At 66.5% G+C, this 23548-nt stretch carries 21 protein-coding genes; 13 read left to right on the top strand and 8 right to left on the bottom strand.

Features of this window, described 5'->3' with window-relative positions; all coding sequences use genetic code 11:
- Positions 1-623, top strand: a 623-nt coding sequence (locus ABD974_RS09680; RefSeq protein ID WP_345303111.1) for an FG-GAP repeat domain-containing protein, incomplete at its 5' end; no start/stop codon positions are given.
- A gap of 123 nt (positions 624-746) precedes the next feature.
- Here the strand turns inward: ABD974_RS09680 and ABD974_RS09675 are convergent.
- From ABD974_RS09675 to ABD974_RS09665, 3 genes are all read right to left on the bottom strand, one after another.
- On the bottom strand, positions 747-1688 hold the full coding sequence (locus ABD974_RS09675) for an electron transfer flavoprotein subunit alpha/FixB family protein (protein WP_345303110.1): 942 nt from the start codon (positions 1686-1688) through the stop codon (positions 747-749).
- Positions 1688-2434, bottom strand: coding sequence for an electron transfer flavoprotein subunit beta/FixA family protein (locus ABD974_RS09670; protein ID WP_345303109.1), 747 nt, complete (start codon positions 2432-2434; stop codon positions 1688-1690). The genes ABD974_RS09675 and ABD974_RS09670 overlap by 1 nt, the downstream gene beginning before the upstream one ends.
- Before the next feature lie 127 nt (positions 2435-2561).
- The gene (locus ABD974_RS09665) at positions 2562-4148 is read right to left on the bottom strand and encodes a GMC family oxidoreductase (RefSeq protein ID WP_345303108.1); all 1587 of its coding nucleotides are present in this window, start codon (positions 4146-4148) and stop codon (positions 2562-2564) included.
- Between the two features lie 176 nt (positions 4149-4324).
- On the opposite strand from ABD974_RS09665, the gene ABD974_RS09660 reads away from it, so the two are divergent.
- Positions 4325-5689, top strand: a complete 1365-nt coding sequence (locus ABD974_RS09660; protein ID WP_345303107.1) for an NTP/NDP exchange transporter — start codon at positions 4325-4327, stop codon at positions 5687-5689.
- 59 nt (positions 5690-5748) lie between these two features.
- Positions 5749-6102: a DUF1304 domain-containing protein gene (locus tag ABD974_RS09655; RefSeq protein ID WP_345303106.1), complete on the top strand. Its 354-nt coding sequence runs from the start codon at positions 5749-5751 to the stop codon at positions 6100-6102.
- Positions 6103-6119: 17 nt separating this feature from the next.
- Here ABD974_RS09655 and ABD974_RS09650 read toward each other — a convergent pair whose 3' ends face one another.
- Together ABD974_RS09650 and ABD974_RS09645 are read right to left on the bottom strand one after the other, a co-directional pair.
- A complete protein-coding gene (locus ABD974_RS09650) occupies positions 6120-6587 on the bottom strand; it encodes a hotdog fold domain-containing protein (protein WP_345303105.1) in 468 nt (155 codons plus the stop codon).
- 75 nt (positions 6588-6662) lie between these two features.
- Entirely contained in the window at positions 6663-9137 is a 2475-nt protein-coding gene (locus tag ABD974_RS09645) for an acyl-CoA dehydrogenase (protein ID WP_345303104.1), read from the bottom strand.
- A gap of 218 nt (positions 9138-9355) precedes the next feature.
- Between ABD974_RS09645 and ABD974_RS09640 the strand changes: the two genes are divergently transcribed.
- From ABD974_RS09640 to ABD974_RS09625, 4 genes are all read left to right on the top strand, one after another.
- On the top strand, positions 9356-9952 hold the full coding sequence (locus ABD974_RS09640; protein WP_345303103.1) for a TetR/AcrR family transcriptional regulator: 597 nt from the start codon (positions 9356-9358) through the stop codon (positions 9950-9952).
- An 8-nt stretch (positions 9953-9960) separates the two neighbouring features.
- Entirely contained in the window at positions 9961-11763 is a 1803-nt protein-coding gene (locus ABD974_RS09635; RefSeq protein ID WP_345303102.1) for a phosphoenolpyruvate carboxykinase (GTP), read from the top strand.
- Positions 11764-11840: 77 nt separating this feature from the next.
- A complete protein-coding gene (locus ABD974_RS09630; protein WP_345303101.1) occupies positions 11841-13406 on the top strand; it encodes a tetratricopeptide repeat-containing sulfotransferase family protein in 1566 nt (521 codons plus the stop codon).
- Between the two features lie 124 nt (positions 13407-13530).
- Positions 13531-14187 (top strand): putative 2OG-Fe(II) oxygenase, encoded by a 657-nt coding sequence (locus ABD974_RS09625; RefSeq protein WP_345303100.1) that lies wholly within the window; start codon positions 13531-13533, stop codon positions 14185-14187.
- A gap of 109 nt (positions 14188-14296) precedes the next feature.
- On the opposite strand, the gene ABD974_RS09620 is transcribed toward ABD974_RS09625, so the two are convergent.
- From ABD974_RS09620 to hslO, 3 genes are all read right to left on the bottom strand, one after another.
- Positions 14297-17266, bottom strand: coding sequence for a TonB-dependent receptor plug domain-containing protein (locus ABD974_RS09620; protein ID WP_345303099.1), 2970 nt, complete (start codon positions 17264-17266; stop codon positions 14297-14299).
- Between the two features lie 168 nt (positions 17267-17434).
- Positions 17435-18274 (bottom strand): XOO1806 family protein, encoded by an 840-nt coding sequence (locus ABD974_RS09615; protein WP_345303098.1) that lies wholly within the window; start codon positions 18272-18274, stop codon positions 17435-17437.
- Positions 18275-18407: 133 nt separating this feature from the next.
- A complete protein-coding gene (gene hslO / locus ABD974_RS09610; RefSeq protein WP_345303097.1) occupies positions 18408-19313 on the bottom strand; it encodes an Hsp33 family molecular chaperone HslO in 906 nt (301 codons plus the stop codon).
- A gap of 119 nt (positions 19314-19432) precedes the next feature.
- On the opposite strand from hslO, the gene mtgA reads away from it, so the two are divergent.
- From mtgA to ABD974_RS09580, 6 genes are all read left to right on the top strand, one after another.
- Positions 19433-20197, top strand: coding sequence for a monofunctional biosynthetic peptidoglycan transglycosylase (gene mtgA, locus ABD974_RS09605; protein WP_345303096.1), 765 nt, complete (start codon positions 19433-19435; stop codon positions 20195-20197).
- A 43-nt stretch (positions 20198-20240) separates the two neighbouring features.
- Positions 20241-21287 (top strand): glycosyltransferase family 2 protein, encoded by a 1047-nt coding sequence (locus ABD974_RS09600; RefSeq protein ID WP_345303095.1) that lies wholly within the window; start codon positions 20241-20243, stop codon positions 21285-21287.
- Positions 21226-21654 carry a CBS domain-containing protein gene (locus ABD974_RS09595; protein WP_345303094.1) on the top strand — a complete coding sequence of 143 codons (429 nt, stop codon included), beginning with the start codon at positions 21226-21228 and terminating at the stop codon, positions 21652-21654. Before ABD974_RS09600 ends, ABD974_RS09595 begins: the two co-directional genes overlap by 62 nt.
- 2 nt (positions 21655-21656) lie before the next feature.
- Positions 21657-22388: a Crp/Fnr family transcriptional regulator gene (locus ABD974_RS09590; protein WP_345303093.1), complete on the top strand. Its 732-nt coding sequence runs from the start codon at positions 21657-21659 to the stop codon at positions 22386-22388.
- Positions 22389-22591: 203 nt separating this feature from the next.
- Positions 22592-23056: a BLUF domain-containing protein gene (locus tag ABD974_RS09585; protein WP_345303092.1), complete on the top strand. Its 465-nt coding sequence runs from the start codon at positions 22592-22594 to the stop codon at positions 23054-23056.
- A 55-nt stretch (positions 23057-23111) separates the two neighbouring features.
- Complete coding sequence (locus ABD974_RS09580; RefSeq protein WP_345303091.1) at positions 23112-23498, top strand: VOC family protein; 387 nt, start codon at positions 23112-23114, stop codon at positions 23496-23498.
- Positions 23499-23548: the final 50 nt, after the last annotated feature.

Here is a 23548-nt window from a genome sequence, read left to right as displayed (position 1 = left end):
CGTCGGAGATCGGGACGCCGCCGAGCGGCTGGTCGGTGTTCGCGACGGCGGACGTGAACGGGGATGGCCGCACGGACCTGTTGTTGCGGAACGGGACGCTGCTGGCGTATTGGCTGATGAATGGCGCGACGGTGACGAACGGCGTGGTGGTGGGCGGTTCGATCGCGGGCTACCAGCCGACGTGGGCGGGCGACTTCAACGGCGATGGCCGGACGGAAGTGATCTACCAGAACGCTGCGGGGAACATGTGGCGCTGGCAGATCGGCGCGGACGGCAGCAGCGTGACGGTGAGCGAAGTGGGGACGCCGGCGAGCGGCTGGTCGGTGTTCGCGGTGGACGACATCAACGGCGACGGTCGTACGGACTACGTGCTTCGGAACGGGACGCTGCTGGCGTACTGGCTGATGGACGGTTCGACGGTGACCAGCGGTGTGGTGGTGGGCGGTGCGGGCGGGACGTACGTGCCAGCGCGGACGGGCGACTTCGACGGCGATGGCCGTGCGGAAGTGATCTACGAGAACCCGAGCCGGAACATGTGGCGCTGGGCGTTGCCTCCGGGCGGCGGTGTGCAGGCGAGCGAGGTCGGCACGCCGGCCGCGGGCTGGACCGTCCTGACCTGGTAAGCGCTCGATCGGTCTCCGCCCGCGATGGGCGGAGACCGTGCGGCAGGACGCTTCGAAGCGGTTCCGAAGACAAGAAAAAAGCCGGCATTGCCGGCTTTTTTCATGGTCGCGCCCGGTGAAGGATCAGAGCGCCGCCTGCAGCTCCGGCAGGATCTTGAACAGATCGCCGACCAGGCCGATGTCGGCGATCTCGAAGATCGGCGCTTCGCCGTCCTTGTTGATCGCGACGATCGTGCCGGCATCCTTGATGCCGGTGAGGTGCTGGATCGCGCCGCTGATGCCGACCGCGATGTACAGTTCCGGCGCGATGATCTTGCCGGTCTGGCCGACCTGCATTTCGTTCGGCACGTAGCCGGCATCCACGGCCGCGCGCGAAGCGCCGACGCCGGCACCGAGCTTGTCGGCGAGGTCGTAGATGATCTTGAAGTTCTCGGCCGAACCCACGCCGCGGCCGCCGGAGACCACGCGGCCGGCGCTCTGCAGATCCGGGCGGTCCGACTTGCCGGCGGCGAGGCCGACATAACGGGTGTGGGTCGGCAGTGCGGCGTCGACCTGCATCGCTTCGACGGCGGCGCTGCCGCCGCGCGCGGCTTCGGCCCACGACGCGGTGCGGACGGTGGCGACCACGACACGGTCGGCAGCGGCTTCGACCGTGACGATCGCGTTGCCGGCGTAGATCGGGCGCTTGAAGGTGTGGCTGCCGTCGACGGCCATGATGTCGGAGACCTGCGACACGCCCAGCAGCGCGGCGACGCAGGGCATCAGATCCTTGCCGAAGGTGGTGCTGGGGCCGAAGACGTGGCTGTAGCCGGCGGCGACCTTCGCGACCTGCGGCGCCAGCACCTGTGCGATGGCGTTCGCGTTCGCGGCGTTGGCGACCGCGATCACCTTCGACACGCCGGCGATCTGCGCGGCTTCGGCGGCGACGCCGGCCGGATCTGCGGCCAAGACGACGATGTCGATGGCGTCCGCATTCAGCGCCCTGGCGGCCGACACGCACTTGGCGGTGGACGCATTGAGTGTGCCGTCGTGGTGTTCGGCAACGATCAGAACCTTGCTGGTCATCAGAGGAGCCCCTTCGCCTTGAGTGCCGCGACCAGTTCGGCCGCATCCTTCACCATCACGCCCTTGCTGCGCTTGGCCGGCGGTGCGTAGTGGGTGGTCTTGAGCGTGTCCGCGGATTCGACGCCGAGATCCGCGAACGCGATCGTCTCCAGCGGCTTGCTCTTGGCCTTCATGATGTCCGGCAGCTTGATGAAGCGCGGCTCGTTGAGGCGCAGGTCGGTGGTGACGACGGCGGGCAGATCGACCTCGAGGGTTTCCAGGCCGGCGTCGACTTCGCGCACCACCGTGGCCTTGCCGTCGGCGATGTCGAGCTTGCCGGCGAAGGTCGCCTGCGGGCGGCCCCACAGCGTGGCCAGCATCTGTCCGGTCTGGTTGGCGTCGTCGTCGATGGCCTGCTTGCCGAGGATGACCAGATCGGGCTGCTCCTTCTCGATCAGCTTCAGCAGCGCGCGCGCGGCGGTCAGCGATTCGATCGGCTGGTCGTTGACGACGTGGATGGCGCGGTTCGCGCCCATCGCCAGACCGTTGCGCAGGTGCGGCTGGGCGTCTGCCGGCGCGATGGTGGCGACCACCACTTCGGTGGCGATGCCCTTGTCGCGCAGGCGCAGCGCTTCTTCCAGCGCGATGTCGTCGAAGGGATTGGGCGACAGCTTGACGCCGTCGGTGACCACGCCGGATCCGTCCGGCTTGACCTGGATGCGGACGTTGTAGTCCACCACGCGCTTGTAGCCGACGAGGATTTTCATCGTTCGGAATGTCCTGGGAGCGGGAAAAGGGCCCGGGAACCGCGGTTGCGGGCCTAGGCCGGGAATTTTAGCGGTTCGGGACAGCGGCCGCGACTTCGTGTCGCGCGCGGGCCGGGCCGGGATGGCATCAGGCGGCGCGCCCCCGGATGAGGTCGGCGGCGCGCTCCGCGATCATGATCGTGGGCGCGTTGGTGTTGCCACCGATCAGGTTCGGCATCACCGAGGCGTCGATCACGCGCAGGCCTTCCACGCCGCGGACCCGCAGTTGCGGATCGACCACGGCGCCGGCGTCCGTGCCCATCCGGCAGGTGCCGATCGGGTGGTAGACGCTTTCGGCCTTGGCGCGGACGAACGCCGCCAGCCCGCTGTCGTCGAGGTCGGTGCGGTCGGGGAAGATCGGCGTGCCGCGATAGGGGTCGAAGGCCTTCTGGGCCAGGATGTCGCGCGAGAGCTTCGCGCATTCGACCATCATCTTCAGATCGAAGCCTTCCGCGTCGCCGAGATAGTTCGCGAAAATCCGCGGCTTGTCGCCGGCACGGTTGCTGGCCAGCGAGATCCGGCCGCGGCTGCGCGGGCGCAGGAAGCAGGCATGCACGGTGTATCCGTCGCCCGGCAGGCGCCGGCGGCCGTGATCGTCCAGCATCGCCGGCACGAAATGGAACTGGATGTCGGCGCGGTGGTCCGGCGCCAGCGGCGAGCGCGCGAAACCGCCGGCTTCGGCGATGTTGCTGCTGCCGGGGCCACGGCGGCCCCGCAGGTAATAGTCGAAGGCGGTCTTGAGGTCGCTGATGCGGTCGTAGGTGACCCGTCGGGTCGAATGGAACAGGGTGCAGATGTCGAGGTGGTCCTGCAGATTGCCGCCGACGCCGTCGACATCGGCCAGCACCTCGATGCCCTGTTTGCGCAGATCGTCCGCGGGGCCGATGCCCGACAGCATCAACAACTGCGGCGAGTTGATCGCACCGCCGCACAGCAGGACCTCGCGCGCGGCCGGTTGGTGGTGGCCCTGGCCGTTCATCGCATAGGTCACGCCGTTGGCGCGCAGGCCTTCGAAGGTGATGCGGCTGACCTGCGCGCCGGTGTGCACGGTCAGGTTGGGACGCGAGCGGGCCGGATTGAGGTAGGCCACCGCCGAGGAGCAGCGCGCGCCGTCGCGTTGGGTGACCTGATAGAAACCCACGCCCTGCTGTTCGGCACCGTTGAAATCCGGGTTGTGCGCGAGTCCGATCTGCTGTGCGGCGTCGATGAACGCCTGCGAGAGCGGATTGGTGTAGCGCAGGTCGGAGACCGACAGCGGGCCGTCTGCGCCGTGGAAGGCATCGGCACCACGGCCGTTGCCTTCCGATTTCCTGAAATAGGGCAGCACGCTGTTCCAGTCCCAGCCGTTCGCGCCCTGCGCGGCCCAGTCGTCGTAATCGCCGGCGACGCCGCGGATGTAGCACATCGCGTTGATCGAACTGGAGCCGCCGAGCACCCTGCCGCGCGGCCACCACAGCGTGCGATGGTTGAGGTGCGGCTCTGCGACGGTGTCGTAATCCCAGTTCACACCCTTCTGGTTGACCAGCTTGGACAGACCGGCGGGCATGTGGATGAAGGGGTGCCAGTCGCGCGGTCCGGCTTCGAGCAGCAGGACCTTCACGGACGGGTCCTCGCTGAGTCGATTGGCGAGCACACAGCCCGCCGATCCGGCGCCGATGATGATGTAGTCGAACACGCGCGAACCCCTGAAATCGTATGCGGGCGACACTATGCCCGCCGCCTAGAGCAAACACTCCGGAAAATCGCGTCGCAGCGTATGGTGCCTGCGGGCGGCGTCGGCGGAGGGCGAGGGATGCCGGATCGGCGGTTCGCGGGTAGAGTACCGGCTCCGCATTGCATGGTAGGTGACGGATGTCGCCCCAGCCCGAACCGGCCGCCGCGCGACCCGCAGACGCATCCGCCGAACCGCCGGCCGGTGCGTTCCGCCGCCTGCGCCAGGAGCTGGCCGAGTCGCCGCCGCTGTGGTGGGCACTGCTGTATTTCTTCAGCCTGTTGTGCGGTTACTACGTGCTGCGGCCGGTGCGCGACGCGATGGCGGCGTCCGGCGATCTGGCGGCGGTGTTCCCCGATGCGTGGATCGCATGGGCGTTGGCGCATGGATTCGCGCTGAAGGATTTCGTGCTGCAGGCGCTGTTCACCGGGACCTTCCTGTCGATGCTGACGCTGCAGCCGCTCTACGGCGCGCTGGTGTCGCGCTATCCGCGGCGGGTCTTCCTGCCGGCGCTCTACCTGATCTTCATCGCCTGCCTCGTCGGCTTCTGGTGGATCTTCGATCGCAACATTTCCGGTCGTGGCGCGCTGTTCTTCGTCTGGACCGCGGTGTTCAATCTGTTCGCGGTCTCGGTGTTCTGGAGTTACATGGCCGATGTCTTCGACAACGCGCATGCCAAACGCGTTTACGGCTACATCGGCGCCGGCGGCACCCTCGGTGCGCTGCTCGGTCCGGCGATCACCCAGTTGCTGGTGGATCGCGTCGGCATCGGCAGCCTGCTGCTGATCTCGGCCGGTTTTCTGGTGGTGTGCCTGCTGTGCATCGTGCGGTTGCGGCCTTGGGCGCTGCTGCGCGAACAGCGCAGCGGCTACCCGGCGTCCGGCGAAGCGATGGGCGGTTCGATGTGGGCCGGTTTCCGGCTCGTCGCGAACGATCCGATGCTGCGCGGCCTCGCCCTGTTGATGTTCTTCGGCGTGGGCGTCGGGACGCTGCTGTACAACGAGCAGGCGGCGATCGTGAAGCAGTTCTATCCCTCGCCGTCGGATGCGGCCAAGTTCTACGCGCGGATCGATCTCGCGATCAACCTGTGCACCATCCTGGTCCAGATCTTCGTCACCCGCTGGCTGCTGCGCCGTCACGGTGTGGGGCCGGTGCTGCTGATTCCCGCGTTCGCGATCACTTTCGGTTATTGCCTGCTGACGATGTCGCCGCTGCCGTTGCTGGTGGCGGTGGTGCAGGTGGCCACGCGTTCGGGCGAATTCTCGCTGGGCAAGCCGGGCCGCGAGACGCTGTACACCCGCGTCGACCGCGAATCGCGCTACAAGGCGAAAGCCTTCATCGACACCGCGGTGTATCGCGGCGGCGACCTGACCTATGTCTGGCTGCACAAATGGCTGGCGCTGTTCGGCAGTCGCGTGGTGTTCGCGGCCGGCATCGCCATCGCCGTCGGCATGACCCTCAGCGCCTGGCAGGTGATCCGCGCGCAGCGCAAATTGCCGTCGTGATCCGCACGACGGTCCCGACCGCCGCCTTCGCGGCCCGAATCTTGCAAAAGGATTGAACGATGTCGACGATCGCGATGGCCCTGATCGCACTGGTGGCGCTGCTGCATGTCTGGTTTCTCGTCCTGGAAATGTTCCTGTGGACGAAGCCGCTGGGCATGAAGACCTTCCGCAATACGCCGGAAAAGGCCGAGATCACGAAAGTGCTCGCCGCGAATCAGGGGCTGTACAACGGCTTCCTGGCCGCCGGCCTGCTGTGGGCCGCGTTCGCCGGCAAACAGGATGTGGCGCTGTTCTTCCTCGGCTGCGTCGTGGTCGCCGCGCTGTACGGCGCCTGGAGCGTCAGCAGGCGCATCTTCTACGTACAGGGCATGCCGGCGCTGGCGGCGATCGCCGCGGTGCTGTTGCTGCGCTGACGATGCCGCCGAGGCCTTCAGCGCTTCGGTGACATCCACATCGAGATCGTGGCCCGGAACACGGTGTCGCCGGCCGGATCGGTGACCACCACCTGTGTGGGCAGTTCGTAGCCGGCGTCGGACGCGACGATCGGGATCGCCGGCGTCGCCACCGCGCGCATCGTCCCGACGGCCTTCTTCACGTATTCGACGGTCATGCCCTTGGGGATCCAGCGCATGCCGTCGGGCAGGCTGGCTTCGGTCATCATCCCGCCCACGAGCTCGGCGAGATTGCACAGCGCGATCGCATGCACGGTGCCGAGGTGATTGGTGACCCGGCGGCGGTGGCGCAGCGTCGCTTCGCAGCGCCCGGGTTCGAGCACCGTGATGGACGGACGGATGCTGGCGAAGTAGGGCGCCTTGAAGCAGATGGCGCGGGTGAACAGCCACTGCCCGGCGGGCCAGCGGCGCATGCGTTCGTAGAGGGCGAGGGTCTTGTTGGCCATGGCCTTGTTCCCAAAAAGAACGGCGGGTCGAGGCCCGCCGTTCGTTCGATTGCATGATGCGATCCCGTGCCGGCCTCACGCCGCGGCGCGGTGCGCCTTGGCCTGCTTGTCGTCGACATAACCCGCCGAGCGCAGCTCCCACGATTCGAAATCGTCGACCATGATCGTGTCGAGGGTGATCTCGCGGAGTTCTTCCAGCTGGCGACGCTCCTCGGCCGTGATCCAGCCTTCGCGGATGCCCTCGTCGAGCTGGGCGGGGAAGTCCAGCGCTTCGATGTCGCTGTTCTTCAGCGCCTTGAGGAACTTGCGCTCGACCGGCTCGGCCAGGATCACCTTGGCCAGATAGCTGTTCACGCGTGCGGCCGGATTGCGCTCGCCGGGTTCCAGGAACAGATCCTTGGCGAGACGGTCGCGGGCTTCGCACGGCGTCATCAGCAGGCTGGCGGCGCGATGGCCCAGGCGATCGCTCGGCGCTTCGGCACGGCGGCCCCACGGGAAGATCACCGCCCACAGCAGCCAGCCGACCGGACGGATCGGGAAGTTGCGCAGGGCGCCGGACAGCGCCAGTTCGATCTTGTGGATGGCGTCGTGGAAGGCCCAGGCCAGCAGCGGATGATCCGCGATCGGACGGCCCTGGTCTTCGTAACGCTTCAGCATCGCGCTGGCGATGTACAGCTGGCTGAGCACGTCGCCGAGGCGGCCGGACAGCGATTCCTTGAACTTCAGTTTGCCGCCGAGCAGCAGCATCGAAGTATCGGCCATCACCGACAGCGCCGCCGAATAGCGATTGAGCTTGCGATAACAGCGGCGGGTGTACTCGCCGCCCGGGGTGCTGCCGATGCGGCTGCCGGTGAAGCCGAACCACCAGGCGCGGACCGCGTTCGAGACGGCGTAGCTGATGTGGCCGAACAGCGCGTGATCGAACTGGTCGATGCGCTCCTTCGGGTTCTCCAACTGCGCCGACTTCATTTCCTTCATCACCCACGGGTGGCAGAGGATCGCGCCCTGACCGAAGATCATCAGGCTGCGGGTCATGATGTTGGCGCCCTCGACCGTGATCGCGATCGGCACCGACTGCCAGTTGCGACCGGCGTAGTTGCGCGGGCCCAGGATGATGCCCTTGCCGCCGTGGATGTCCATCACATCGCGCGCGACTTCACGGCCCATTTCGGTGCAGTGGTACTTCGCGATGGTGGACGGCACCGCCGGGTTCTCGCCGCGGGCCACCGCGGCCGCGGTGGCTTCGGACAATGCGCTGCAGGCGTAGGCGCGGCCGCCGATGCGGGCCAGCGCTTCTTCCACGCCCTCGAAGCGCCCGACCGACAGGCCGAATTGCTTGCGGATGCGGGCGTAGGCGCCAGTCACGATCGCGCCCATCTTGGCGCCGCCGCTGGCGGTGGAGGGCAGGGTGATGGAGCGGCCGATCGACAGGCATTCCATCAGCATGCGCCAGCCCTGGCCGGCGTACTCCTCGCCGCCGATCAGCTGGCTGAGCGGGACGAACACGTCCTTGCCGCGGATCGGGCCGTTCTGGAACGGCGCGTTGAGCGGGAAATGGCGACGACCGATTTCGAGGCCGGCGGCATCGCGCGGCACCAAGGCCAGCGAGATTCCGATATCGCGCTTGTCGCCGAGCAGGCCGTCGGGGTCGTACATGCGGAAGGCGACGCCGATCAGGGTCGCGACCGGCGCCAGGGTGATGTAGCGCTTGTTGAGCGTCAGCCGGATACCGAGGACGTTCGCGCCGTTCCACTCGCCCATGCCGACGATGCCGTAATCGGGAATGGAGGTGGCATCGGAGCCGGCGAACGGGCCGGTCAACGCGAAGCACGGGATTTCGCGACCGTCGGCGAGGCGCGGCAGGTAATAGCGCTTCTGGTCTTCGGTGCCGTAATGCATCAGCAGTTCGGCCGGGCCCAGCGAGTTCGGCACGCCGACGGTGGAACTGAGCACGGAGGAGATCGGCGCAAGCTTCTGGATGACCTTGTGGTTCATCAGCGCCGAGAAGCCGAGGCCGCCGTATTCCTTCGGGATGTTCAGGCCGAAGAATTTCTGCTGCTTCAGGTATTCCCACAGCTCGGGCGGCAGGTCGGCGCGGACGTGGGTGATGTCCCAATCGTCGGTCATGCGGCACGCCTCTTCGACCGGGCCATCGAGGTAGGCCTGCTCCTCGGCGCTCAGCTCGGGCTTCGGCAGCGACAGCAGCTTGTTCCAGTCGGGCTTGCCAGAGAACAGTTCGCCCTCGAACCCCACGGTGCCCGATTCCAGCGCGGTGCGCTCGGTGTCCGAGAGCGGCGGCAGCAGCCGGGTGTAGAACTTCAGCAGCGGCGAAGTGATCAGGCCTTTGCGCACCGGCGTGATCAGCATCGGGATGGCGATCAGCGCGAGGATGCCGGCCGCAACCAGCGTCGCGGTGTGGTGCGCGCCGAGGAACCAGCAGGCGACCAGCAGCGTGGCGGCGATGGCGGCCCAGACCGCCAGGCGCAGGCGGTGGTAAGCGCAGAAAGCCGTGGCGAGAAACAGTGCGAGGAAGGGAATGGCGATGCTCATGACTGCGCTCCGGTGAGCTTCGTTTCGACATGGGGCAGGACGATGGCGCTCGACCTGCGTGTGACGGCGGAGGAACCGCCGGCCAGGCTGTTCCATACGCCAAAGTATGGAGTTGCCTTTCGCCGGATGTCAATGTGCCGAAAACTCTCGACAATCCAGTTTGCAATCGTAGTCACACGATACTTTTCTGAAGCGTTCCGTATGGTTACACTAGTGTCATGAACAACGTCGCCGCCAAAACCGAACGCAATGGCCGCCTCAGCGCGGAAGACTGGGCGCAGGCCGCCCTCGACCTGATCGCCGAACAGGGCGTCGCCTCCGTGGCGGTGGAACCGCTGGCGCGGCGACTGGGTGTCACCAAAGGCAGTTTCTACTGGCATTTTCCTTCCCGCGATGCGCTGCTCTCGGCTGCGCTGGAGCGCTGGGAAGCGGTGGAGCAGGAAAGCGTCTTCGGTCAGCTCGAAGCGGTGAGCGATCCGCGCCAACGCCTGCGCGCGCTGATCCAACTGGTCGCGCACGAAGTGAAGTCGCACAAGATCTACAGCGAACTGCTGAAGGCGCTGGATCATCCCGCGGTGGGGCCGGTGATCGGCCGCGTGTCGCAGCGCCGCCTCGACTATCTCGCCGCCTCTTTCCGCCAGGCCGGTCTCGGCCGCACCGATTCCCAGCATCGCGGGCGTTTGGCCTATGCCGCCTACGTCGGCTTCCTGCAGCTGAGCATGCAACTGCATCCGCGCCTCGCCCACGACGAGTTCGAAGCCTATGTCGAACACGTGATGGAAACCCTGATTCCTCCCGTCATTCGCAACGCCTGAGCCTCCGCATGAATGCCATCGCCGTGCCGCAACACCCGCCCACCCGTCTCGACGAACTCAAACAATGGGTGGAAGACGTCGCCCGGCTGACCCGGCCCGATGCGATCCACTGGTGCGACGGCAGCGATGCCGAAAACGCCGCGCTGATCGCGAACATGCAGGCCGACGGCACGTTGATCAAACTCAACGAGAAGACCCACCCGGACAGCTGGCTGCATCGCTCGCATCCCGATGACGTGGCGCGCGTCGAACACCTGACGTTCGTCTGTACCCGCCATGCCGACGATGCCGGTCCGAACAACCACTGGATGGCGCCCGACGAAGGCCATGCGCAGATGGACGCGTTGTTCGACGGCTGCATGCGCGGCCGCACGATGTACGTGATTCCCTATTGCATGGGGCCGATCGATTCGCCGTTGTCGCGCTGCGGCGTCGAGATCACCGATTCGCCCTACGTGGTCGCGAACATGCGGATCATGACCCGCATGGGCGCCGCGGCGCTGGCGCGGATCGAACGCGAAGGCCTGGCCGGCGGCGCGTTCGTGAAAGGGCTGCATTCGATCGGCGAGCTGGATCCCAACCGCCGCTTCATCATGCATTTCCCGGAAGAGCTGACGATCAAGTCCTACGGGTCCGGCTATGGCGGCAATGCGCTGCTCGGCAAGAAGTGCCACGCGCTGCGCATCGCGTCGTATCAGGCGCGCAGCGAAGGCTGGCTGGCCGAGCACATGCTGATCCTCGGCGTGGAAAATCCGCAGGGCGAAACGCATTACATCGCCGCGGCGTTTCCGTCGGCCTGCGGCAAGACCAACCTGGCCATGCTCATTCCGCCGGAGGGCTACCGCAGGGACGGCTGGAAGGTCACCACCATCGGCGACGACATCTGCTGGATGCGCCCGGGCGCCGACGGTCGGTTGTACGCGATCAACCCGGAAGCCGGCTTCTTCGGCGTCGCGCCCGGCACCTCCAGCAAGTCCAACCCGAACGCGCTGGCGACGATCCAGAACAACACGATCTTCACCAACGTTGGTCTCACCGCCGACGGGCAGCCGTGGTGGGAGGGTCTGGACGGCGGCGTACCCGCCTACGATTGGCGCGGTCATGAATACGATTCCAGTGCGCCCGCGTCGAGCCGCGGCCCCGCCGCCCATCCGAACGCGCGCTTCACCGTCAGCGCGAAGCAGTGCCCTTCGTACTCGCCGATGGCCGAGCATCCGCAGGGCGTGCCGATCAGCGCGATCGTGTTCGGTGGTCGCCGCGCCTCGCTGGTGCCGCTGGTGTTCGAGGCCCGCGACTGGACGCATGGCGTACTGGTGGGCGCCGCGATGGGTTCGGAAACCACCGCCGCCGCCACCGGCGCGGTCGGCGTGATGCGCCGCGATCCGATGGCGATGAAGCCGTTCTGCGGCTACAACTTCGCCGACTATTTCGCGCACTGGCTGTCGTTCGGCGATGTCGCCGGGCTGCCGAAGATCTTCCACGTGAACTGGTTCCGCAAGGGCGACGACGGCAAATTCCTGTGGCCGGGCTTCGGCGACAACCTGCGCGTGATCGAATGGATGATCGCCCGCGTGAAGGGCGACGCCGGCGCGCAGGACACGCCGATCGGCGCGCTGCCGCATGCGCACGACCTCAATCTCGACGGCGTCGATCTCGGCGACGAGGCCCGCGCGAAGTTGTTCGGTTTCGACGAGGCCGGCTGGCGCGAAGAGTTCGCCGGCATCGGCGAGTTCCTCGACGAATACGGCCCGCGCATGCCCGCCGCGCTGAAGGCCGAGCAAGCGCGCATCCTCGCCGAACTGGGCGGTTGACGCGTCGCGGTCGGACGGCGCCGCATGGCGTCGTCCGGGCGCGCGGTCGGTCGAAAACGGCCTGCTAGACTTCCCTCATGTCGAACAAGCAGCAGGCGCTCTGGCAGCAGGCCCAGCGCCATACCCAGCACCAGCAGTGGCGCCAGGCCGCCGCCGCCTACGAGGCCATCGTCGACCACGACCGCGGTTTCCTGCCGGCGTGGCTCGAATTGTCGATGGCGAAAGAGAAGCTCGACGGTTATCGCGACGCCTATCGCGCGGTGGTCGAGGCGTCGCACATCGCGGACGTGCCGCCGATGGCGGCGATGGTGGTCGCGCGTCGGCTGCGGCGTTTCGAGGATCTGCCGCGCCTTCAGGATTACGTGGAACGCACCGGCCTGGCCGGACGGGTGCCGCCGGAAAAGCTGATCGACCTCGCCTCGTTCTTCGCCAGCGCCGGCGCCTACGAGAAGACGCTGGGCTGGATCGAACATGCCCTGAAGCTGCGCCCGGATCTCGCCGAGGCGCACAACATGCACGGGCTGGTGCTGATGTTCGCCGGGCGTTCCGAAGAATCCGCCACGGCGTTCGAGCGCGCGCTGAAGATCCGCCCGACGTTCGCATCGGTGTATTCGATGCTGTCGCGGGTGGCGAAGATCACGCCAGAACATCATCACGTCGATGCGCTGCGGCGATTGCTCGCCCAGCCCAACCTGTCGACGAAAGACGAAGGCCATCTGGCCTACGCACTGCACAACGAACTGCACGAACTGGGCGATCACGAGGGCGCCTGGGACGCGCTGGCGCGGGGCTGCCGCGCGCGCCGCATCGAGCAGCCCTACGATCACGCCGGCACCATGGCGATGTTCGATACCCTGCGTCGCCACTTCGATGCGACCTTTTCCCGCGGCGATGCCTTCGACGATCCGCTGACGCCGATCTTCATCGTCGGCCTGCACCGCAGCGGCACCACGCTGCTGGAGCGCATCCTGTCGGGCCATCCGGACGTGGCCGATGCCGGCGAAACCTACACCTTCTCCGCGCAACTGCGTCTCGCCGCCGACCACGTCTGCAATGTGATCGCCGATGAAACGATCGCGGCGCGCGCGCGGGACCTGGACTACGGTGCGATCGGGCGCGGTTTCCTCGAGTCCATGCGCGGCCGCAGTCGCGGCCGGGCCTTCGTCACCGAGAAGCAGAACCCCAATTTCATCCTGCTCGGGCCGATCGCCAAGGCGCTGCCGCAGGCGCGGCTGCTGCACATGCGCCGCGATCCGGCCGACACCTGCTTCTCGAACCTGCGCACGCTGTTCACCCACGAGGCGGCGTATTCCTACGATCAGATCGAAATGGCCGATTACTGCAAGGCCTACCACGACCTGATGGCGCACTGGCGCGAGGCACTGCCCGGACGGGTCTTCGACATCGATTACGACGCGATGGTGCGTGAGCCCGAGGCCCAGGCGCGCCGGATCGCCGCGCACTGCGGCTTCGATTTCCGCGAGGACATGCTGCAGGTGGGACGCGAGTCCGGCATGGTCGCCACCGCCAGCTCGCACCAGGTGCGCAAAGGCATCGTCACCAATCGCGGCGGCGTCTGGCGTGCCTATGAGCGCCATCTCGGGCCGATGATGGAACGGCTGGCCGGACACGGACTGGCCTGAGGCTGGCGAAGCGACGGTCGCGGCGCGGACGGATCCCGACAGCACGGGATTTGATCCGGATCGCGCGTCGGCTGCGGGCCTGCGTTATGGTGCCCGCCATCGCCACCATCGCGGAACCACCGCCATGACCCTGAACGTGTTTTCCGCCTTCGCCGTGCCGATGGCCGAGGCTCACCATCCGGAACCCGCCGCCCTCAACGCGGCGCTGATACGTCTGGTGCTGGCGCTGGAAGCGCAGGGCGCCAGCTATCGCAATCCCGATCCGGTCGTGCACCAGCCCGAGGGGCTGTTCGAGAGCGATTTCGACTTTTTTTCCCGCGAGGAGGCCTGCGTACAGGAGCTTCGCGCATTCGTCTGGTCGTCGCTCGGCGAATTCCTGCGCAACATCAATCCGAACCTCGCGGGCGGCATGCAGGGGCTGCGCATCGCCAGCCAGACCTGGTTCCATGTCACTCGCGACGGCGGTTATTTCGGCTATCACAACCATCCGATGGCGAGTTGGTCGGGGGTCTATTGCGTGTCCCCGGGCGAACCGGATCCGGCCTACTCGAACAACGGTTGCCTGGTGTTCCCGCATCCGCAGATGGCGGTCAACACCTTCATCGACCCGGCCAACAGCACGCTGCGCTGGCCCTACAGTCACGGCAATTTCGTGCTGACGCTCAAGCCCGGGCAACTGGTCTTCTTCCCGTCATGGCTGGGCCACTACGTCACGCCCTTCCACGGCGCCGGGCAGCGGATCACGGTGGCGTTCAACGCCTGGTTCAGTCGCGGCGAGTGAGACGACCGATTCGCGCTGGCGGCGATCGCCGCGCGTCGTCCGATATCCTCCAAAAGAAACGGCCCCCTTGCGGGGGCCGTTCCGTTTGACGCTGTCCAGAAGGGATGGATCAGAACTTCTGGTTGTACTGCAGGTAGAAGAAGCCACCGCCCGGCAGATCGTAGGCGCCGTCGAACGAATGCGCGAACGAGTTGCGGGTGATCGGCGGCTCTTTGCCGAACAGGTTGCGGGCACCGACGGTGACCTTGCCGTTCCACGGGGTCTTCCAACCGGCCTGGACGTCGTGATAGATGGTGCGACCCATCGTGTTCACGCCGCTGTCCGGGCAGATCTCGACCGGGGTGATGCCGTACTCGAAGTAGTTCTGGCCGAAGCACGGATCTTCCAGGCTCGAGTAGTAGCGCATGGCCCACGTCGCGTCCCAGTCGCCCTTCTGCCACGAGGTGGTCAGGTTCGAGCGGAGACGCCACTGCGGCGCACCGTTGTACTGGCCCACGGTGCCGAACAGGGTGTTGTTCTCGGTGTAGGTGTTGTCCCACTGGAACGAGAACTTGCCCCATGCGGTTTCCGGCATGGCGTAGGTGACCTGGAAGTCGTAACCCTCCACTTCGCCTTCGGCGAGGTTGAAGCTCGACTGGCGCAGATCGATGATCGTGCCAGTGGCATCGCGGGTGACGAACGAGCAGAACAGCGCGCGCTGTGCGGCGTCGGCCGCAGCACCCGGCGCGCCGGGCAGCTGGTAGCACGCGTTGAGCACGGCCTGCGCACCGCGGAACGAGATCACGTCTTCCAGCTTGATCTTGTACCAGTCGAGGGTGAAGTTCAGGCCTTCGGCCCAGCTCGGGCTGTACACGACGCCGAAGCTGCGGGTTTCGCCGAACTCCGGCTGCAGGGACGGGTTACCGCCGGTCAGCGAACGGATCTGCGAGTTGGGCTGGGCCACGCCGGTCACCGGAGCGCCGTCGGCGACGCAACGGGCCGAATCGGTGGTGGCAGCGCCGATGTTGAAGGTGTTGCAGGGATCGGCCGCCGAGGGGAAGCTTTCGCCGCCACCCTGGTACAGATCGATCACGTCCGGAGCGCGGAACGACTCGGAGTAGGTGCCGCGGAACATCAGGTCGTCGAACACCTGCCACTTGAGGCCGATCTTCTTCGAGGTGTCGCCGCCGAGATCGGGGCTGATGTCCGCGCCGCCAAAGAAGCCGTTCGTCGAGTAGTCGGACTTGCGGGCCGCCACGTTGAGCTCGAGCAGCTTGATGCCCGGGATGTCGGCGAACAGCGGGACGTTGACTTCGGCGTAGATTTCGTCGACCGACTGGTTGCCGCGGGTCGGCTCGCTGAAGTTGTCGGACGAACCACCACCGGCGATGAGCGCGTCGGGCTGGTTGACGAAGGAAACGCGACGGTGTTCCAGGCCGAGGGCGAAGCCCAGCGGACCGGCCGGCAGGTCGACGATCGAGCCCGACAGATTGGCGAAGTAATCCTTCGTCGTCATCTGCTGGGATTCGTTCTTCGTGTAGCTGATGTAGTTGATCATCGCGTCGTATTCTTCGCGGCTGATCACGCCGGCGCCCAGGCCGAGGTCGGCACCGCCGAACACGTTGAACGGCACGCAGCCGCGAATCACCGCACCGGCGCCGTCAAGGCATTCCAGCGCGCCCGTGACCGGGTTGCGACGGGAGTTGCCGACCGCGCGACGCAGATTGAACAGGTTGATGTAGTTCTCGCCGCGGACGGTGAAGCGCGAGTCCAGGAACGAGTAACCGGCATCCCAGTACATGTCGCGGCCGCCGAGGTCGAACGAACCATCGAACCACAGGGTGACGGCGGTGTTGTCGTTGTTGTAGTACGGCTTGCGCGGGCCGACGGCGGCGGCGCGGAAGTTCATGCTCCGCAGATCTTGGCCGAACGGGTTGAACACGTTGCCGGCGGTCGGGGCGAACGCCCACTGCGGACCGCTGGTGCCGCGCACGTCCATCGTCAGCGGCACTTCGGCCAGCTGCTGGTTGGAGTTGCGCTGCACGTAGGTCGCCATCACGTTCGCATTGATGCGATCGGTCAGGCGCAGGCTGCCCTGACCGTACACATTGAAGCGTTCGATCGGCTGCAGCAAGTAGTTGACCGGCGCGAAGTTGTAGCGGTCGGAGCTGCCCGAACCGTCGAAGCTGTAGCTGATGAAGCGACGGAAGTCGGTGGCCTGACGACCGTCTTCGCCCTGGATCAGGGTGAACGGACCGCCGGCGACCGGCGTACAGGTCTGGAAGCCGGTGGTGGTCGGGGTGAGGGCCGTGGCGCAACGCACGAAGTTGCCGCGCAGGTTGCTGCCCGAACCGAAGAGACCGCCCGAAGCGATGTCGCCGCCGCCGAAGACCGGCACCGACGAGATCTCGCGGTCGCCCGCGTAGACCGGATCCTGCTCGGTGTAGCTCAGGCTGAGCACGGCGTTCCAGCGGTCGCTGTTCGAACCGACGGTGAAGTCGTAGGCCTGCTGGAAGCCGTCGCCCTTCGTGTAGCTGCCGAGGTAAGCGTTGGCTTCGGCGCCGTCGAAGTTCTTGCGGGTGATCACGTTGATCACGCCGGCGATGGCGTCGGAACCGTAGATCGCCGAAGCGCCGTCCTTCAGGACTTCGATGCGTTCGACGACCGAGATCGGAATCGTGTTGAGGTCGACCAGCGAGGCATTGGTGATGCCGGAGGTGACCCAGCGACGGCCGTTGACGAGCACCAGGGTGCGGGTCGCACCGAGGCCGCGCAGCGAGATGTTCTGGGTGCCGTCGCTGCCGTTGGTGCTGGTGGTGACGTTGCGCAGCGCGCCGCCATCGCTGGCGGTGATGTTGAACAGGACGTCGCCGACCGAAGTCAGACCCGTCGCCTCGATGGCGGCGCGGTCGATCGACAGCACCGGCGAGGTGCCTTCCACTTCGGAACTGCGAGGAATGCGCGAACCGGTGACGACGACGGTATCGAGTTCGTCAGATTCGGTGTCCTGGGCGAAAGCGACGCCCGTGCCCGCGAGGGCGGTGGTGCCCACGAGCGCGAAGGAAATCGCATCGCGGAGCTTGTTGGTCTTCAAAGTCATCTCTCTCTCCAAGTGAGTCTTGGGGTTTCCCATGGGAACCTGCCAGCAGGCGACAAGAAAGCCGCCAAAACGGGTCAGGCCGGGGCCGATGGTAGCCCTACTCGGAGAAAAATTAAAGTGTCGTTAACATTCGGCCCTGAAGGCCGAAAAACCCTGCTGGCCGTGGGCTCAGAGGTCCTGTTCGTAGCGGACGTAGGGCACTGCGCCCTCGTCGTCGCCTTCGTCGGAGGCCGGTGCGAAGGGGTTCTTGCCGCGGGTCACCAGGTTGTCGGCACCGACGGTGAGTTGCCCGCTCCAGGGGGTGCGCCAGCTCAGGCCGAGGCCGAGGCTGCCCCAGCGGTCGCGCCCGGGAGTATCGACGACTTCGCCGATCACGTTGACGCCGAAATCGCCGATGCCGCCGCCGACGTTGAGCTGGCGTGAGGTCCAGCGGTCGCTGAAACCCGGAATTTCGGAAGGGCTCTGCAGGCGGGCCTTGGCCACGGTGCCGGCGATCGAGACATAGCCTTCGCGTGGCAGGGCCTTCTGGCTGAAGATGGTGATGTCGTTGAGATCCACCCGGCCATTGCCGCCGGTACCCGGTGCCAGCCAGGCCGGAATCGGGGTGCGGCTGCTGCCGGCGCCGACGCCGACCTGGGTGCCGTTGCGCTGGAAGATCGCGGTGGCGCCGGTGCGGCGGGCCGGGATCGAGGCCAGCACGCAGTTGTCGGCGAGGTTGTTCAACGCGCTGCTGAGGCCGTGTTTGCGATCGCAGAGCAGGCCGAGCGAATCGCCGGCGTTCAGGCCGAACGTGCTGTCGAGGTGACGGACGCCGAAACGGGCCAGGGTGCGGGATTTGGCGACATCAGCAGGTTCCAGCACCACGATGGCCTCGATCGCCCCGCTGGACTTGTTCCAGACCGGAAGCTCGACCCGGTCGCCGCTGCCCTTCGACTGCGCGTGCGCCGACGTCGCCGCGCCGAACGCGAGCAACAGAAGGAGCGGCAATGTACGAAGGTGGGGGCGCATGGTGCGGGTCAGACCGTCGGACGGCGGCCGAGTTCCCTGTACGGTTTGATCAGGACGTTCAGGCTATCAGATTTATGGTTCTTTAACAATCGCACCGGTCACCTGCGAACTGTGACAGAGCGCGCGGGCATGATCATTGCAGCCGTTCCGGGGCATCCCAATGCGCCGGTCGAGGGGCGAAGAGGGCGGCAATTTCGGCGCCGGAGTAACGGTAGGTCTCGCCGCAGAACTCGCAGCGGATCTCGGCCACCCCGGCATTCTCCACGACGGCGGCCATGGCTTCCTCTTCGCCGAGCGATTCCAGCATCGCCGAGACCCGTTCCCGCGAGCATGAGCAGGCGAACCGCAGCGGTTTTTCGCCGAGCAGGCGCACCCCGTCCTCATGGAACAGTCGATGCAGGACGATTTCTGCGGGGGTGTCCAGCAATTCCGCGGCACCCAATGTGTCGAACAGTGCGCTGGCCCGCTCCCAGCCATCCAGGTCGCCTGTATCGCCGGGCAGCTTCTGCAGCATCAGGCCGGCCACCCGGGTTCCATCCGCGGCCAACAGCAGCCGGGTGGGCAGTTGCTCCGATTGGCGGAAATAACCTTCGAAGGCCGAAGACAGGTTGTCCGCATCCAAGCCGACCAGCCCCTGGTAGCGCGCCGGATCCTGGCCGTGGGCCGCCGGGTTTTCGATCGTGATCGCCAGCACGGCGTCGGTGCCGAGATCGCTCAGCGCATGTGCGGCTGGACGCTCGTCATCGGCCAGCTTCGCGATGCCGCGAAGGGTGCCTGCGCCGGTGCATTCGGCGAACAGGGTGCGGATGGCGCCGCTGCCGCGCAGTTGTATCGACAGTCGCCCGTCCACTTTGGCGTGACCGGTGAACAGCGCGGCGGCCGCCACCGATTCGCCGAGCAGTGCCGCCACGTCGTCGGGGTAGTCGGCGCGGCTGCGGATCTGCGCCCAGGTGTCGTCGAGGCGAGCATGGACGCCGCGGACGCCGGCCTGTTCGAGCAGGAAGCGGGTGAGACGGTCTGGATGTGCGGCGTGGGTCATGTCGGAACGGGCTCGTGAGGAGGTCGCAGCGCCGGGTCGTGAACCGGCAGCGCTTCGTCGATAATGCCGCACGGCCGGAACACCGGTACGCGCAGACGAACAGGGGAGATGCATAGAAGATGGGGCACGCCGACGAAGTTTCAAACCCCGGCACGCATGCGACCTCTCGTCCGCGCGGCCGGGTCCGCTGGTGGCGCTGGTTGTTCCTGTGGCTGCCGCTGCTGTTCGTGCTGACCACGGTGGTGCAGGTCGCGGTGCTGCGTTTCGTCGATCCGCCGCTGACCGCCTTCATGGTCGGTCGCTATGTCGAGGCCTGGGGCGATGGCGATCGCGGTTTCGCGCTGGCCTACGACTGGCGCGATGCGGACGAGATTTCGAGGCTGCTGCCGCTGGCGCTGGTCGCCGCTGAGGATCAGCAGTTCCCGGTCCACGACGGGTTCGACTTCGAGGCCATCGAAAAGGCGCGCAAGCACAACGCCAAGGGGCGCAAGGTGCGCGGCGCCAGCACCATCAGCCAGCAACTCGCCAAAAATCTGTTCCTCTGGCGCGGCAGCGGCTGGTCGCGCTGGGCGCGCAAGGGCCTGGAGGTCTGGTACACGGTGCTGATCGAAGCGATATGGCCGAAGTCCCGGATCATGGAGGTCTACGCCAACGTCATCGAATACGGCGACGGCGTCTACGGGGCGCAGGCGGCTTCCCGCCGGTTCTTCGGCAAGGACGCAGCGAAGCTCACCGCCGCCGAGGCCGCGCGCCTCGCCGCGGTGCTGCCGAATCCCCGCAAGTACAGCGCCGCGAAGCCCGGTCCGTACGTGCAGCGCAGAAGCCGGTCGATCCAGCGTCAGATGCGGGCCCTGGGCGGAACGGCCTACGTCGCGTTCGAGTGACGCGCCCTCGACCGGACGCGGCCCGGCCGTACACTCCATACCCATGACCCGCGAACGCCTGACCGTCGTCGTCGCCGCCTTCAACGAGGCCGACGCCCTGCCTGCGCTGCATCCGCGGATCGCGGCGGTGCTCGACGCGCTGGTGGCAGAGGGCGTCGACGGCCATGTGCTCTACGTCGACGACGGCAGCCGCGATCGCACCTGGGCGGTGCTGGACGACCTCGCCGCCGCGGACCCGCGGGTGTCGCTGCTGCGGCTCAGCCGCAACTTCGGCAAGGAGGCGGCGCTCACCGCCGGGCTGGACCGTGTCGAGGCGGGCGCCGCCCTGATCCTCGATGCAGACGGTCAGGACCCGCCGGAACTGATCCCGGCCTTCGTGGCGAAATGGCGCCAGGGGTACGACGACGTCCACGGTACGCGCACCGCGCGCGACGGCGAGGGCTGGTTCAAGCGCGCGACCGCGCACGCGTTCTACCGGGTGATGCAGCGGCTGTCGAAAACCCCCATCCCCACCGATACCGGCGACTTCCGCCTGCTGTCGCCGCGCGCGCTGGCGGCCCTGCGCCAGTTGCGCGAGCGTCACCGCTTCATGAAGGGGCTCTTCGGCTGGGTCGGCTTCGAGCAGGTGGCCATCCCCTACCACCGTGAAGCGCGGCTGGCGGGACGCAGCAAATTCAATGCCTGGCGGCTGTGGAACTTCGCGCTCGAGGGCGTGACCAGCTTCTCCACCGCGCCGCTGCGCGTGGCGACCTATCTCGGCGTGATGACTGCGCTGCTGGCGTTCGTCTACGCCCTGTGGATCGTGGTCAAGGCCCTGTTCTGGGGCGACCCGGTCGCCGGTTGGCCGACGATGATGACGGTCATCCTGCTGCTGGGCGGCGTGCAGCTGATGGCGCTGGGCATGATCGGCGAATATCTCGGTCGGCTCTACGAGGAATCCAAACAGCGGCCGCTGTACCTGGTGGATCGCTGGCGTCCCGCCGCAGGCGTATCCTTGGCCGACCTCGCCCCTGAAGGAGAACGCCCGCATGCGTACCGTCCGTCAGTTGCTGGAAGCGAAGCGTCCCGCGATCCACGCGATCCATCCTGAGGCTCCCGTCCTCGACGCCATTCGCCTGATGGCCGATGCCCACGTCGGCGCGGTGCTGGTGATGGACGGCCCCCGCCTCGTCGGCATCGTTTCCGAGCGCGATTACGCGCGCAAGGTCGTGCTGCAGGGGCGCTCGTCAGCGGAGACGCCGGTACGCGACATCATGACCGCGCAAGTGATCGCGACCACATCGCAGGACACCTCCGACCATTGCATGCAGCTGATGACGGAGCACCGCATCCGTCACCTGCCGGTGATGGAGGGCGACGATGTCGTCGGGGTGGTGTCGATCGGGGATCTGGTGAAGGCGGTGATCGAGGACCAGCGCGCGGAGCTGGATTCGCTGCAGCGCTATATCGCGAGTTGACCATGGCAGGCAGCTGTCTGATCGAAAAAATCGGCTATCACATCCCGCTCAGCGCCACCGACGCCGCGTTGCTGGCGCGCCTGGAAGAGCAGGAAGAGCCATTCCGTGCGCGAGCGACCGTGCGCGACATCGGCCAGCCGGCCGACCGGCTGTTCGTGGTGCGCGCAGGCTGGTTTTTTTCCTACATGATCCTGCCGAACGGCGGTCGGCAGATCATGCACATCCATTACCCCGGCGACATCGTGGGCATTCCCGATGTCGCGTTCGCCCGGACCAGTGCGGCCCTGGCGGCGGCGACGCCGGGGCGATTGTGCCCGTTCCCGAAATCCGCCCTGGACGAAGTATTCATCCGTTCGCCACGGCTTTCGGCGCTGCTGTTCAGCATCGGCATGGTCGAACATGCGGTGCTGGCCGACCGGATCCGCATCATCAGCAGGATGGGCGCGGAAGCGAGAGTCACGCATTTCCTGCTGGAAGTGGTGTCGCGGCTGCGGGTGACGCGACGCGATCTGCAGGGCCATTTCGAGCTTCCGTTGAGCCAGGGCATGATCGGCGATGCCATCGGCCTCACCAATGTCTATGTCAGCCGCGCCCTGAAGCGGATGCAGGGCGACGGCCTGATCCGCAAGCATGCCCATGGCATCGATCTCCTGGATGAGGATGAGATGAAGAAGCGCGTCGATTTCGAGGATCGGCATTTCAAGATCGACACCTCGTGGTTTCCGGGGAGTTGAGCCGTTGTCGAGTCGCGATCGGGCGATGTGCATCGACGGTCGCATTAATCCGGATTAATGCACGATCTTCAGAACAGGTTTATGGTCCGCGCCCCCTTGCCATCGAAAGAACACGACGACATGCCGCACACCCCGGGCTCGACCTGCCGCGCGACGCTCTCGCGCGACAGTGACCATGACCTAACCCGCGCAGAGGGGCATGCATGAGCGATCTGCATGCGATGGCCTACACGAGCATTGCGTATCCGATGACCCAATCGCAGTTGGCGGCCCTGCTCGATGGCGCGCGGCGCTTCAATGCGGAGGTCGGCGTCACCGGCGTGCTGCTCCACCACGTCGGCCGGTTCTTCCAGTATTTCGAAGGTCCCGAGCATGCAGTCCGCGACGTTCACGGGCGCATTCTCCGCTCCACCCGCCACCATTCGCTGGCGTTTCTGCTCGACGTCCCGATCGCTTCGAGGCAATTTCCGGCCTGGTACATGGGGTTCTGCGAGCCGCCGGTCGACGAATTCCAGAGGATCGCGAATGCGGAATGGGTTCAGGCGATGCCGATCACGCGCACGACGATGGAACGGTCGGAGGGCATGTCGCTGGTGATGTCGTACTGGAGTCGTTGGGTCGCCGACCGGCCCGCGCGATCGCCCGACGACGCCGGCGAGACGGCCTGAGGCGACTCCGCCCGCCAGGCGGTAAGCTGTCGCGTCTCCGTCTCCAGGACTCCGCATGAGCGGTCCCGCGTCCGCCGGCCTGTTCGTCTACGCCAAGTCGCTGGCGACGATGGCTGCCTTCTACGAAACCCTGCTCGCGATGACGCGGGTGCATGCGTCCGACGATCTGGTGGTGTTGCAGTCGCCGGAGATCCAGTTGGTGCTGCATGCGATCCCGCGGCACATCGCCGACGACATCGTCATCGACGTGCCGCCGAAACTGCGTGAGGATGCTGCGCTGAAGTTCTTCTTCACCGTGCCCAGCCTGGACGTCGCGCGCACCATGGCGCCGGGATTGGGCGGCGTGGTGATGGCCGATGCGTGGCGGGGCGGCGGATTCCTCGCCTGCAACGCCTGCGATCCGGAAGGCAATCTTTTCCAGTTGCGGGAACGGTCCGTCTGAGCGTGGCGCGCCGGCTCTCGATGCCGTATTCGCGGTCCGGTCGTCCGCCG

Origin of the sequence: Lysobacter hankyongensis (assembly GCF_039543145.1) — a bacterium.
GTDB classification, from domain to species: domain Bacteria; phylum Pseudomonadota; class Gammaproteobacteria; order Xanthomonadales; family Xanthomonadaceae; genus Lysobacter_I; species Lysobacter_I hankyongensis.
This window is presented reverse-complemented; position numbering and strand designations above follow the sequence as displayed.

Excerpts from the sequence above, each read along its gene's own strand:
- ABD974_RS09620 (WP_345303099.1), bottom strand. The coding sequence starts at position 17,266 with ATGACTTTGAAGACCAACAAGCTCCGCGATGCGATTTCCTTCGCGCTC.
- ABD974_RS09645 (WP_345303104.1), bottom strand. The coding sequence starts at position 9,137 with ATGAGCATCGCCATTCCCTTCCTCGCACTGTTTCTCGCCACGGCTTTC.
- ABD974_RS09615 (WP_345303098.1), bottom strand. The coding sequence starts at position 18,274 with ATGCGCCCCCACCTTCGTACATTGCCGCTCCTTCTGTTGCTCGCGTTC.
- ABD974_RS09655 (WP_345303106.1), top strand. The coding sequence starts at position 5,749 with ATGTCGACGATCGCGATGGCCCTGATCGCACTGGTGGCGCTGCTGCAT.
- ABD974_RS09590 (WP_345303093.1), top strand. The coding sequence starts at position 21,657 with ATGGCAGGCAGCTGTCTGATCGAAAAAATCGGCTATCACATCCCGCTC.
- ABD974_RS09580 (WP_345303091.1), top strand. The coding sequence starts at position 23,112 with ATGAGCGGTCCCGCGTCCGCCGGCCTGTTCGTCTACGCCAAGTCGCTG.
- ABD974_RS09640 (WP_345303103.1), top strand. The coding sequence starts at position 9,356 with ATGAACAACGTCGCCGCCAAAACCGAACGCAATGGCCGCCTCAGCGCG.
- ABD974_RS09635 (WP_345303102.1), top strand. The coding sequence starts at position 9,961 with ATGAATGCCATCGCCGTGCCGCAACACCCGCCCACCCGTCTCGACGAA.
- ABD974_RS09670 (WP_345303109.1), bottom strand. The coding sequence starts at position 2,434 with ATGAAAATCCTCGTCGGCTACAAGCGCGTGGTGGACTACAACGTCCGC.
- ABD974_RS09650 (WP_345303105.1), bottom strand. The coding sequence starts at position 6,587 with ATGGCCAACAAGACCCTCGCCCTCTACGAACGCATGCGCCGCTGGCCC.
- ABD974_RS09675 (WP_345303110.1), bottom strand. The coding sequence starts at position 1,688 with ATGACCAGCAAGGTTCTGATCGTTGCCGAACACCACGACGGCACACTC.
- ABD974_RS09595 (WP_345303094.1), top strand. The coding sequence starts at position 21,226 with ATGCGTACCGTCCGTCAGTTGCTGGAAGCGAAGCGTCCCGCGATCCAC.
- ABD974_RS09660 (WP_345303107.1), top strand. The coding sequence starts at position 4,325 with ATGTCGCCCCAGCCCGAACCGGCCGCCGCGCGACCCGCAGACGCATCC.
- mtgA (WP_345303096.1), top strand. The coding sequence starts at position 19,433 with ATGGGGCACGCCGACGAAGTTTCAAACCCCGGCACGCATGCGACCTCT.
- hslO (WP_345303097.1), bottom strand. The coding sequence starts at position 19,313 with ATGACCCACGCCGCACATCCAGACCGTCTCACCCGCTTCCTGCTCGAA.
- ABD974_RS09600 (WP_345303095.1), top strand. The coding sequence starts at position 20,241 with ATGACCCGCGAACGCCTGACCGTCGTCGTCGCCGCCTTCAACGAGGCC.
- ABD974_RS09625 (WP_345303100.1), top strand. The coding sequence starts at position 13,531 with ATGACCCTGAACGTGTTTTCCGCCTTCGCCGTGCCGATGGCCGAGGCT.
- ABD974_RS09630 (WP_345303101.1), top strand. The coding sequence starts at position 11,841 with ATGTCGAACAAGCAGCAGGCGCTCTGGCAGCAGGCCCAGCGCCATACC.
- ABD974_RS09585 (WP_345303092.1), top strand. The coding sequence starts at position 22,592 with ATGAGCGATCTGCATGCGATGGCCTACACGAGCATTGCGTATCCGATG.